The sequence below is a fragment of the Pantoea sp. GL120224-02 genome (genome assembly GCF_900215395.1).
GTDB lineage: Bacteria > Pseudomonadota > Gammaproteobacteria > Enterobacterales > Enterobacteriaceae > Pantoea > Pantoea communis.
In genome coordinates, this window is sequence record NZ_OBEC01000009.1 from 158,584 (window position 1) to 170,732 (window position 12,149).

At 55.0% G+C, this 12,149-nt stretch carries 9 protein-coding genes; 4 read left to right on the top strand and 5 right to left on the bottom strand.

The features are described from left to right. Positions 1-67: 67 nt before the first annotated feature. Positions 68-1,279 carry an MFS transporter gene (locus tag CRO33_RS17285; protein WP_097118984.1) on the top strand — a complete coding sequence of 404 codons (1,212 nt, stop codon included), beginning with the start codon at positions 68-70 and terminating at the stop codon, positions 1,277-1,279. Positions 1,280-1,408: 129 nt separating this feature from the next. On the opposite strand, the gene CRO33_RS17290 is transcribed toward CRO33_RS17285, so the two are convergent. Together CRO33_RS17290 and CRO33_RS17295 are read right to left on the bottom strand one after the other, a co-directional pair. Next, entirely contained in the window at positions 1,409-3,799 is a 2,391-nt protein-coding gene (locus CRO33_RS17290) for a glucose/quinate/shikimate family membrane-bound PQQ-dependent dehydrogenase (protein WP_097119026.1), read from the bottom strand. A gap of 283 nt (positions 3,800-4,082) precedes the next feature. After that, positions 4,083-4,682, bottom strand: a complete 600-nt coding sequence (locus tag CRO33_RS17295) for a hypothetical protein (RefSeq protein ID WP_097118985.1) — start codon at positions 4,680-4,682, stop codon at positions 4,083-4,085. Between the two features lie 417 nt (positions 4,683-5,099). Here CRO33_RS17295 and CRO33_RS17300 point away from each other — a divergent pair, with 417 nt between their 5' ends. Beyond that, positions 5,100-6,338, top strand: a complete 1,239-nt coding sequence (locus tag CRO33_RS17300) for an MFS transporter (protein WP_097118986.1) — start codon at positions 5,100-5,102, stop codon at positions 6,336-6,338. Between the two features lie 102 nt (positions 6,339-6,440). Here CRO33_RS17300 and CRO33_RS17305 read toward each other — a convergent pair whose 3' ends face one another. Beyond that, positions 6,441-7,601, bottom strand: a complete 1,161-nt coding sequence (locus CRO33_RS17305) for a Gfo/Idh/MocA family protein (protein WP_097118987.1) — start codon at positions 7,599-7,601, stop codon at positions 6,441-6,443. 267 nt (positions 7,602-7,868) lie between these two features. On the opposite strand from CRO33_RS17305, the gene CRO33_RS17310 reads away from it, so the two are divergent. Next, positions 7,869-8,744 carry a BadF/BadG/BcrA/BcrD ATPase family protein gene (locus CRO33_RS17310; RefSeq protein WP_176505788.1) on the top strand — a complete coding sequence of 292 codons (876 nt, stop codon included), beginning with the start codon at positions 7,869-7,871 and terminating at the stop codon, positions 8,742-8,744. 26 nt (positions 8,745-8,770) lie between these two features. Then, positions 8,771-9,892: an ROK family transcriptional regulator gene (locus tag CRO33_RS17315; RefSeq protein WP_058961835.1), complete on the top strand. Its 1,122-nt coding sequence runs from the start codon at positions 8,771-8,773 to the stop codon at positions 9,890-9,892. 99 nt (positions 9,893-9,991) lie between these two features. Here CRO33_RS17315 and CRO33_RS17320 read toward each other — a convergent pair whose 3' ends face one another. Together CRO33_RS17320 and CRO33_RS17325 are read right to left on the bottom strand one after the other, a co-directional pair. Then, the gene (locus tag CRO33_RS17320) at positions 9,992-11,083 is read right to left on the bottom strand and encodes an ABC transporter ATP-binding protein (RefSeq protein ID WP_097118988.1); all 1,092 of its coding nucleotides are present in this window, start codon (positions 11,081-11,083) and stop codon (positions 9,992-9,994) included. A gap of 13 nt (positions 11,084-11,096) precedes the next feature. Further along, the gene (locus CRO33_RS17325) at positions 11,097-11,696 is read right to left on the bottom strand and encodes a GNAT family N-acetyltransferase (RefSeq protein WP_097118989.1); all 600 of its coding nucleotides are present in this window, start codon (positions 11,694-11,696) and stop codon (positions 11,097-11,099) included. Positions 11,697-12,149 lie beyond the last annotated feature (453 nt).

Genomic DNA, 12,149 nt, shown 5'->3' on the forward strand with positions numbered 1-12,149 from the left:
TCTCTCTCCCTGTTTTATGTCGTGCTCCGCTGTTAGCCTGCTAAAAAAGCAAAAACAGGGAATGACTATGTCGCAATCATCAACAGTGTTAGCGCCTGAGCAGCAACACTGGAAACGTAATTTGTTTGTCTGCGTGCTGGGTTCGTTCAGCACCATTGTGGCGATGACGTTGCTGCTGCCGTTTCTGCCGCTGTATGTGCAGCAGCTTGGCGTGCAGGAACCTGCCGCGATTGCACGCTGGTCGGGGGCTGCGTATGGTGCCACTTTCCTCAGCGCCGCGTTAACCGCGCCGTTGTGGGGAAAACTGGCGGATCGCTATGGCCGCAAACTGATGTTGATTCGTGCCAGCCTCGGAATGGCGATTGCCATGTCGCTGATTGGCATGGCGACGGCGCCGTGGCAACTGGTTGCCTTGCGTTTGCTGGCGGGATTATTGGGGGGCTACGCATCGGGTTCAACCATCATGGTCGCGGCGCAAACGCCAAAAGAGCAGACGGGTTGGGCGCTGGGTGTGTTGTCTTCCGGCATTATGGCGGGTAACGTGGTGGGGCCACTGCTGGGCGGGGTGTTGCCACCGCTGATTGGTATTCGCCATACCTTCTGGCTGACCGGCGCCGTGATTTTCCTCGCCTTCCTTGCCACCACCTTTTTATTAAAAGAAGCGCCGCGTCAGCCGGGTAAAAAGACGGTGCAAACTCACGATGAGAGTGAGAAGCCGGTCAATCTGCCACTGGTGCGACTGATGTGGCTGTCCGGCATGCTGCTGATTTTTGCCAATATGTCGATTGAACCGATTATCACGCTGTATATCGGTCAGTTCGTGCAGGGCGATCATGCGATTACGGTGACGGCGGGCGTGGTGATGGCGGCGGCTGCACTGGGCAGTATTCTCTCTGCGCCGCGTTTGGGGCGCCTGGCGGATAGAATAGGGCATGGCCGCGTGCTGGTGTATGGCCTGGTGGCCTGTGCTGTGCTGCTAATACCTCAAGCATTTATCACCGAAGCCTGGCAGTTAGTGGTGCTGCGTTTCCTGATGGGCATGGCGCTGGGCGGTTTGATGCCGTGTGTAACGGCGCTGATTCGCCACAATGTGCCGCAAGGGCAGGTGGGGAAAATGTTGGGGTATTCGACCTCGGCCCAGTATGTCGGTCAGGTCTCAGGTCCGTTATTTGGCGGATTTGTTGGCGGTGCTTTCGGCATGCGGCCAGTGTTTCTGGCGACTTGTGTGATCATGGCGCTGTGCGCGCTGTTAAATGCGCGGGTGTTAAAGAAGCCGTAACGGCGACAGGTATGGCGCTTCGAACAACCTTTAGCTTCTTCATAATGACGCGATACGCCAGAGCGCAGGCAGTGAGACAATAAAAAAGGCGGGCTTCGCAGCCCGCCTTTGTCACATCAAATCAGAAACTTATTTAGCATCTGGCAGTGCGTAGGCAATGACGTAATCGCCCAGCTTAGTACCAAACGAACCGTGACCACCCGCAGCAATGACAACGTACTGCTTGCCATCCACTTCGTAGGTCATCGGTGTTGCCTGGCCACCGGCTGGCAGACGTGCCTGCCACAGCATTTCCCCGGTGTTGGTGTCGAACGCGCGCAGATAGTTATCGGCAGTCGCACCAATGAAGAACACGTTACCGGCCGTGGTAATTGGGCCGCCCAGCATTGGCATACCCATTTTGAACGGAACCGGAACCGGCGCGCTGTCGCGAACGGTACCGATACGTTTTTTCCACACGGTTTCGTTGGTTTTCAGGTCAACCGCTGAGACATAGCCCCAGGCCGGTTGTTTACATGGCAGACCCAACGGAGACAGGAACGGATTCAGCTCGACGCCGTACGGTACACCGTACTGTGGCTGAATACCGGTTTCAGTACCTGAACCGCCTTTGTCATCGGCTGGTGGCTCGATCGGGTTGCCCGGACCGCGTGGCACCAGTTTAGAGACAAACGGCAGCGCCATTGGGTTAGCAATCGCGATCTGGCGATGTGGATCTACCGCGATACCGCCCCACTCGAACATACCGAGGTTACCAGGGAACACCAGCGTACCTTGCTCAGACGGCGGGGTGAACGGACCTTCGTAGCGCAGACGCTTGAAGATCACGCGGCACACCAGTTGGTCGAACATGGTTGCGCCCCACATGTCCTTGTCCGTCAGATTGTTCTTCGGACGGAAGGTCAGTTCGGAGTACGGCTGAGTTGCGGATACATGATCACCTTTCGCAGCGCCCTGTGGCACTGGAGTTTCCGGTGCGGGGACAACTGGCTTACCGGTACGACGATCCAGGACAAAGATGTTACCGGTTTTGGCCGGGGCATAAATCACCGGAACGGTGTTGCCATCTTTGTCAGTGATATCGGCCAGCGTCGGTTGTGACGGCAGGTCCATATCCCACAAATCGTGATGCACGGTCTGATACGACCACACCAGCTTGCCGGTGGTGGCATTCAGTGCCAGTACGCTGCTCGCGAAACGTTCCTGGTCAGGCGTACGGTTACCACCCCAGATATCTGGTGTCGTCACGCCCATTGGCAGGAATACGGTATCCAGTTTTGGATCGTATACTGCCGGTGCCCAGGAGTTCGGCGAGTTCATGGTGAAGGTATGTTCATCATCTGGAATCGCGTTGGGGTCTTTCGCGCCCGGATCAAACACCCACAGCAGTTTACCGGTGTTCACATCAAAGCCACGAATAGCGCCTGACGGTTCACGGGTAGAGTAGTTATCAGTGACCGCACCGGCAATCACGATAGTGGTATCCGTGATGATCGGTGGTGAAGTCGGCTCATACTGGCCTGGGGTCAGTACCGGCTGTTTGTGCTGCAGATCCAGCTCACCGTTGTTACCAAACGCGGCACAACGTTCACCGGTTTCGGCATCCAGCGCGAACAGACGACCGTCGTTCACTGGCAGATAAATGCGACGTGAACACAGCGCAGGCTGGGTGTTAGACGCATCCGCTGCTGCTGGCATTTCATGGTAAGAGACACCACGACAGGTCACATGCTGGAAGGTTGGATTCGGTTTTAAGCCCGGATCAAATTTCCACTTCTGCTTACCGGTTTTTGCATCCAGCGCAAACAGAATCTGGTGCGGTGAGCAGAGATACAAGGTGTCGCGGATTTTAATCGGCGTCACTTCGTCGGTGATTTCACCTGGGTCGTTCGGGTTTTTCAGATCGCCCGTCTGGAACTGCCAGGCTACCTGCAACTCTTTCACATTACCGGTGTTGATTTGCTTCAGTGGAGAGAAGCGCGTGCCTTGCTGGTCACGCGCGTACGCAGGCCAGTCAGCATCCTTGATGTTGCTCAGCGGCTGCGCTTGCGGGGCATTATCTGCCGCCGCTGGGATTTCACCGTTCAGCTCCTGCGGATCGTGGAACACTGCCCACGCCAGCACCAGCACGCTGGCAATCAGCGCAACGGCCATCAGACCCAGCGCGCCTTTACCTGCATGATTCAGACCGCGATACACAAACGGCAGAATCAGCCAGATGCCGAAGATCACCAGCACATCGGTACGTGGTGCCAGCGCCCAGAAGTCGAAACCAACTTCCCAAACGCCCCACACCAGCGTTGCCAACAGCAACAGTGCATACAGCATGATCGCTGCACCGCTACGGCGCCACAGCAGGATAGCGGTGATCAACATAATCACACCGCCAATAACGTAGTACCAGGAACCACCAATTGCGGCTAGCCATACACCGCCTACCAGCATAAATGCGCCTGTGAGCAGTGCGAACAGCACCGTCAAAAAGCGAATCACGCCAAAAGATGAGGAAGCTTTCCCCATAATATTAACCTCTTTCTTTGCCATAAACTTAAAAGGAAACAACGCATTAGGTTGTTTCCCGACATAGAGTACGAAGTGACTTAAAATGTTCGATCGCAGCGCTTCCGTTACGCCAGATGATCCCTTTGCGTTAAATTTTATCTTAAAAACGTTAACGGGTTTGATTTTTTTAGTGCTTTGCGCTTGTGGAATGGTAGTAGTGCGACATTTTATGAGGAGATTCTAACGTTATGCCCGAAGAGATCGGGACATAACGGCAAGAGGCGGCATTTCGTGTAAGCGTTTACACTTCAAACAGGGTGTTGCTGGTGCGTTGTTCCTGACAGCCAGAAAGTTGCAGGTCTTCATAGACAGACAACGGCAGAGTTAATTGCGGAGTGCGTAATATCACCTCTGCTTCTCTTTCCCGGCAGGATCCGAGCAAAAAGGGAAAGCTGAACTTGAGATAATTATCATTGAAGAAATCATCGTTCAGGACAATTCCACTGAAGGGAAAAGAGGCAATATTCTTCCAGCACGTTCCTGGCGGAGCCAAATCATAAAGCCAGAATGCGTGATGCTGTACGGCTTCTCGCAATGCCGCTTCATGCTTAACTAAACTGGCATAATTGATAGCAAGGGAGACATTTTCCATTTGCAGGCTGGGATAATTTTCTGGCGCCTTTAAAAAGCGCGCAAGACTATTTCCCACTAAAGGGATAATTATTCGTTCGGGCGCATCGGGCAACTGATTGTGCAGTGAAATTATGTTGCTTCCGTTAAGTAATACTGTGCTTTCCTGTTCACAATGCATAAAGGGTGCTGAATAACACACGCCCATCAGTGCCCCGTCGAGGCGACGGATACGCTCAGTAACATAAGGATTGTATGAACTGTTTTCCATTTATCTCTATGAATAAATTAATTAACTGGAACGTCTTAATTATTATAAGGACGGCAAGGTTGCTGTGATCTTTACGCTTCCAATATAGATCGAAATGTTTGTTAAGGTCACCTTTTTTAGCTGTCTCTGATAGAGAGATATGGCGGCTAAAAGATGTATTTAATATTGAGTTATTGGAATTTCTGGCATGATTCAGATATTTTCAGGTGAAAACAATCAGCCTGCTAATATTCAGAACTCTATGCTTAGTTAAATTTTAGATAAGCAACTGTTTTTAAAGCGCACGGCTAGCCATTGCTTGCCAGCGTCAGATGTCGCACTCTGTGGCCGCAAAATGATAATGAGAGTCGGTAAACGGCTTTTCACCAGGCTGGTGCAATGATGCTGGCCGGAAGATGATTTAGGATGGGATAAAATATGGCTTCACCGTTATCCGCAGCAGAAGACTCTCTGTTGCGGCACAGGTCGTTTGTCGCCTTCTGGCTGGCGCGCACCTGTTCATCGTTTGGTTTCCAGATGTTCTCCGTGGCGGTTAGCTGGCAAATCTACGCCCTTACGCACAGCGCGATGGCGTTGGGGATGATTGGCCTGATGCAGTTCCTGCCTTCGGTATTACTGGCTCTGCCGGCCGGCCATCTTGCCGACCAGTTTGATCGCCGCCGCATTGTGCTGGTCGGGCAATTGATTGAATGGCTAGCTCTGCTTGGCCTGGTGGCACTGACGCTGATGCACTGGGCGGATAAAATTGAAATTTGGGGACTGGTGTTTCTGATCTCCGTGGCCAAAGCGCTGGAGTGGCCGTCGATCACGTCGATGCTTCCTGCGCTGGTGCCTCCACCGATTCTCGCGCGTGCCATGGCGGCGAGTTCAGTGGGCGGCCAGGCTGCAGTGATCGTCGGCCCAACCTTAGGTGGCCTGCTGTATGTGGCCGGTCCCGAGGTGGTTTACGGCGTCTCCGCCCTGTTTTATCTCTTCTCTCTGGTGTTGGTCAGCCGCCTTCGCTATGAACGTCCACCCCAAACGCGGATGCCGATGAATCTCACCACCATGTTTGCGGGCGTGCGTTTTATTCGTGAGCGCAAAGATGTGTTGGGTGTGATCTCTCTCGATCTGTTCGCCGTGTTACTGGGAGGTGCCACCGCGCTGTTGCCGATCTTCGCGCAGGATATTCTGCATACCGGCCCCTGGGGATTGGGCATGCTGCGCGGTGCACCTTCTGTAGGGGCGCTCATTGTTGGCGTGTGGCTCAGCCGTCACAAGCTGGAAAAACACGTCGGCATGATTATGTTTGGTTCGGTGGCGGGCTTTGGGGTCGCCACGCTGGTGTTCGCGCTCTCCACGCAATTATGGCTCTCTCTGCTGGCGCTGGCCGCGCTGGGTGGGTTCGACATGGTGAGCATGGTGATTCGCGGCGCGCTGGTGCAGCTGGATACGCCGGATGACATGCGCGGTCGCGTGAATGCGGTCAACGCCATCTTTATTAACACCTCAAATCAGCTGGGCGAGTTTGAGTCAGGCTTGCTGGCGGCGTGGATGGGGGCGGTGCCTGCCGCAGCACTTGGCGGGATCGGCACGCTGGTGGTGGTGGCGGTGTGGATGACGATTTTCCCGCATCTGCGCAAACGGCAGAAGCTGGAGAATGAAAACGCAGGTTAAGTGCCAACAAAAACCGGCTCGCGGGCCGGTTAATGATGTCACCACTCTGCACTGCCATGAAAAGCCCCGCGCAAAGGGGGATCTGCGCGGGGGAGGTTGACCTTATACGGTCGCGGTTTTCCCCAGGCTGGCGTCAAATTGTTTCCAGCTGTCTGTCATATCCACCACGGTTTTCGATTTTCGTGCTTCATCGATTTTGATCGCGGTCAGACCCGCTTCCAGTGCATCCACCACGGATACTTTCAGTGGCGTTCCCTGTTTAATGTGTTTGACGATCTCTTCAGCCATCAACGCATCGGCACCATAGTGACCGTCATAAGCATTGCCGCTGTAGGTGGTATCGACTTCACGCTCGCCGGTACGGGCGTTGTGTACGCGGAAGAAGTTACGCACAAAGTCGCCCTCGGCCATGCCGTCGGTGCCCATCACGCAGAAACGACGAAATTCATCCGGCACGTTGAGGTTGGCGTGGAAGGCGAGAGTTGCGCCATTGGCGTATTCGATCAGCGCCGTCTGGTAATCGACGATATCGGCGTCGCCGTCAAACACCGCATCCGTGCTCGACCAGCCGCTGGGCTTCACGTGATACACCTCTGATTGCGGCGTGACAGCCCCGGTGGGTGCATGCTGCGGGGTGAAGTTCTTACGTCCACCAAAGCTGGCAACGCGCACCGGGCGTTCACCGACCAATCCCTGATAGAGATCGATGTCGTGGCAGCATTTTTCCAGAATATAAGGACCGGCGTATTTTTCCAGACGTCGCCAGTCGCGCTGGAAGAAGGCGCCGTGATAAGGCTTGATGTGTTCAGTGGCTTCGATTGAGGTGATTTCACCGAGACGATTTTCATCGCGTGCGTTCAATAGATCGTGATACAGCGGTGAGTAACGCAGCACCAGGCCGACCAGAATGCGCTCATGGCCATATTGTTGTACCAGTTGCGCCATCGCCATCGTCTGCTCTTCATTGATCACCACCGGTTTCTCGGTAAACACGGTGTAACCGGCGGCCAGCCCCTGACGGATATGCTCGAGGTGCATAAAGTTGGGTGACCCCACCAGCAACAGATCGAAACCACCGTGCTGGAGCAGCGCATCCACGCTGTCGAACGCCTTCCCGGCATCAATACCGAAGGTGTGAAGATTTGGCAAGCCAGCGGGAGCCGGATCGACGTAACCCACCACGGAGAACTCTGCGTCAGCTTTGTTGAACTCTTTCACCACATGGGAAAGACGAAAGCCCAGACCAATAATGCCCACTTTCATGTTGTACCCCTGAAGCCCGTTGCTTGTTAGCTGCCCGACCCATCAGGCTGCTGATAATCTGACCATTAACTTATTACGGCAGAAAAACTAATGTCAATCCGTAACGCCGATCTCAAATTGGTACTTTTTGTTATCTTTATGTTTTAAATGAATATTAATTAACTATACGGAATGCGTATTTATTTGTGATTGCGATTTAAGTTTTTTTCCCCTATCTTTCGCACATCTATAAGCATCATGCCGTTCGTGGCAGGCAGGAGGAAGCGCGTGCAATCACTTTTGCTGGGTATTGATGGCGGTGGTACACACTGTCGCGGGCGCCTGACGGACCACGCTGGCCACGTGCTGGCGGAAGCAACGGGCGGGCCCGCCAATGTCTGGTCGCAGTATGATGCCGCCATCAACGCCATTGAATCGGTCATCGACACGCTCTTTCAACAAGCGGGGCTGGCTGCTGATGCGCGTGACCGCACCCTGCTGGTGGCGGGTTTGGCGGGGGCCAATGTGGCATCGGTGCATTCACGGCTGCAAAGCTGGCAGCCTCGTTGTCAGGCGCGTTATCTGTTTACCGATGTCGAAATCGCCTGCGCGGGTGCGCACGATGGTGCACCAGGCGCGGTGCTGATTGTCGGGACGGGCAGCCAGGGCGCAGCCTGGGACGGCGCGCAGTTTACCCTGCTGGGTGGCTGGGGTTTTGCCCTGTCGGATGCCGGTTCAGGCGCCATCCTTGGACGCCGTGCACGGCGCTTAGCGTTGCTGGCGCACGAAGCTATCGTGCCTGCTTCAGCGCTGACTGAACGTATTATGGCGTTGCATCAACACAGCCCGGAACAGATGTTACTCTGGTCACAGCAGGCAACACCCGCCGAGTGGGGCAGCGTGGTACCTGAAGTCTTTGCCGCTGCACAGCAGGGCGATCCCCATGGCATTGCGCTGGTGCAGCAGGCCGCTGCCGATATCGTGCAGATGGTGCAACCCTTGCTGGCACGCAGTCACGGCAAACTGGCCCTGATGGGGGGGCTTGCGGTGCCGATTCAGCCCTGGTTACCGGCCGAGATTGCTGCACAGCTTGTGCCGCCGCAGGGCGATGCCTTAAGCGGCGCACTGCGCCTTGCCAGCCAGTTCAGCCAGCAACCGGCTTAGCCTCTTCTAACTTAAAAAAGAGATCCATGAGCGCTCCCAACGTAACTGCACGCATTTTGCGGCTGATTGTCGAAAATGCGCCAATCAGCCAGTCTGACCTCAAAGTCCGTAGCGGCCTGAGTATGTCCACGGTTTCGCAGGCCACCAACCGCTTGCTCTCCGGCGGTATTGTGCAGGAGCTGGGGTTGCGTCGTGTATCAATGGGACGACCGAAAACCCTGCTCGGCCTCAACCCGGATCACGCCAGTGTGGTGGGCATTCAGCTTAACGCCGAACGTAATTTGATCGTCTTAACCGATCTCAGCGGCAACATTATTGGCGAACAGCAGATCCCTTCAGGCGCGATGACCCCCAAGCAACTGGGTGATGCGCTGGCGAAGTTTTTGCGTGGTGTGGAAGGAAAGAAAGTCGGTGCCATTGGGCTTGCACTCTCGGGGCTGGTGGATGCCAGCAACGGCGTTTGCGTCTTGTCACGCGCGCTGGGCTGGAACAACGTGCCGATTGCACGCCTGCTGGAAGAACGTTTTTCACTGCCGGTCTTTATCGAAAATGATGCCAATGCCTTAGCCATGGCCGCGCTGGTATTTGGTCAATTGGGCCATGCGCAGTCAGCAGTGATCGCCACCTTTGGCAAAGGGATTGGGGCCGGAATCTTGCTGGATCGCCAGCTCTATCGCGGCCGCCATGGCAAAGCCGGTGAGATTGGTGTGTCATTGCTCGGTGATGGCTCCGAACGTTTGCTGGAAGATGTCGCCTCGTCACAGGCGATTTTGCAGCGTGTGGCAGTTTCACTGAAAGAGGCGCTGCCGCAGACGTTACGCGATCTGGATAGCCAGCCCACACCTGAAGTGCTTAGCGCGCTGGCGGAGGCCGGGCAGCATCTGGGCATGTCGCTGGCGAATCTGTCGGTGGCTTACGATCCTGACGTGGTGTATCTGGCGATGGAGCCGCAGATGGCCTCGCGCATCCTGCTCGACCACATTACGCAGAGCTTCCAGACCTATCGCCTGAAGATCACGCCGCAGATGACGCCGCTGCAGTTCCTCACTGAGTCGAATCGGATGTGGGCACAGGGTGCGGCAGGTTTTGCGGTGAATAAGCTGTTGGATTTACTGGCGGCGCAGGCTGATGAAGAGACGGTGTCTTAAAGCAGCAATAACGGTAGTGGCGAGATCTGCATCGACGTTGTTCACTCGTTATAAGGAGAGCGCCGTAGCATAACTACGGCGCTTGCTTCGTTCAGGCGCTTAACGCAGGCGCAATCCCTGCTCATCAAACAACATTCCGCGCTCAGCATTGATCTGATAGCTGACGCGGTCGCCAATCTCATGTTCTGCCGCGTTACGCTCCTCAATCACCAGTAACTTCTCCTCACCGATATCCAGGTAAAGATAGTTGGTATGCCCCAGCATCTCGCTGAATGACAAATCAGCGCTAAAGCTCAGCGTATCGGTTTCCTGCTGCGCCGGTGAGAAATGTTCGGGGCGAATCCCCAGCGTGACTTTTTGTCCTTCATGGCAGGCTGCGTCGATCTTCATGGTCAGCGTGTGAATGCCCAATGCGGGCACGCGCAACTGCACGGCACCTGGCGCGATCGTTGCGATTTCCGCCTGCAGGAAGTTCATCTTCGGTGAACCGATAAACCCGGCGACAAACAGATTGTCGGGATCGTGATACAGCGCCATCGGTGCACCTACCTGCTCAATTTTGCCCTGACGAAGTACCACGATGCGATCGGCCAGCGTCATCGCTTCCAGCTGGTCGTGCGTGACATAAATCATGGTGTTGCCCAGTGAGGCGTGCAGGCGAGCGATCTCAATGCGCATCTGTAGCCGCAGCTCAGCATCCAGATTGGAGAGAGGTTCATCAAACAGGAAAATACGTGGATGGCGGATGATGGCGCGACCAATGGCCACACGCTGACGCTGGCCGCCGGAGAGCGCACGTGGCAGGCGATCCAGCAGTTCCGTCAGATGCAGACGCGCCGCCGTCTGGTTAATCGCTTTCTCAATTTCCGCTTTGGATTTCTTCATCACTTCCAGCGGGTAAGCCAGATTGCCGCGCACCGTCATATTCGGATAGAGCGCATAGGACTGAAACACCATGGCAATGCCACGCTCGGTGGCGGGCTGGTGCGTCATGTCTGCGCCTTCAATCAACAGCTTGCCGTCGCTGATCTCCTCCAGCCCGGCAATCATGCGCAGCAAGGTCGATTTACCGCAGCCGGAAGGGCCGACAAACACCACGAACTCGCCGCTGTTAATGGTGAGATCGATACCGTGAATCACATTCACATGGTCGTAGGACTTTTTAACGCTTTGCAGATGCAGGCTGGTCATGGTGATGCCTCAATCAGAGTAGTTGGCCCATGTAGATGGCGTTGCTGCGCATAATGGGCGTGAAACCGAGACGTTGATAAAAGCCGCACACCTTCTCGTTTTGCAGGCTTACGCCCAGATAAACACCCGGTACGCCAGCGGCACGCAGATCCTGCAGCAACTGCTCAATCAGTTTTCGTCCCCAGCCGCCTTGCTGGGCTGGCGGCAGCAGATTGATGTGCAGATGTGCAGGCCATTGCGCTACCAGTTGTTCTGCAGCGGCATCTGGCTGGAGGATGGCGTCCAGCACTTTGCTGTCGAGGGGGGCTCGCGGCGTGTAGTCGCGATATTGTTGTTGCAGTGGCGGCCACCACTGCGCATCCAGTTCTGCTTCGAAGGCGCGTGTATCCGGTGCTGCCACCGCATAACCCATCACTTCGCTTTCTATTTCAAGGGCATAAGCGAAGTCAGGCGCAAAGCGCGCGTAGGGAATGACAAAGCGCAGGCCGGGCAGTGCCGGGTCGGAATAGAGCGCGGTGGCGTCAGTGCCCGCATTGGCCGTTTCTAAGCAGATGCGCGACAGGGCCGGAAAATCGCTCTCGCTGGCGCGGCGAATAACACCTTTAGCCGTCATGGTGATGCCTCTGTGGTCATGAGATGAACAGATTTTACGGTAAATAAAGCTGACTTAGTTTTCAAGGTGTAATAATTGCGCTACCGCACAACATCGAGGTAAATCCTGAGGGGGGACGGTGGCCTGAACGGCCACGTGAAGCGGCGCAGAGCCTGTGGTGCCTGTGTTCTGGGATGATTTTGCCGCAGAGGCCTCTCACCTCTCTCAATAAGTATAGAATTTTCATATGGTCTGTCAGTGGGTTAATGCGGCGGAATGGCGTGAGTGATTTGTGCTGTCGGCAGAGGCATGTCTTCTTATGGTGTGCGCTTCAGCGGCTGTCATGCAGAATTCTCTACTGCATAGCCCGCTTTTCTTCTCACAGTTTGCACTGTATCACAGAGCAAAAATTCCGCAGTGAGGGTGTTTGACTTTCTTTTTTTCATAAAGTAAGTATGAATTAACGTCGTTATT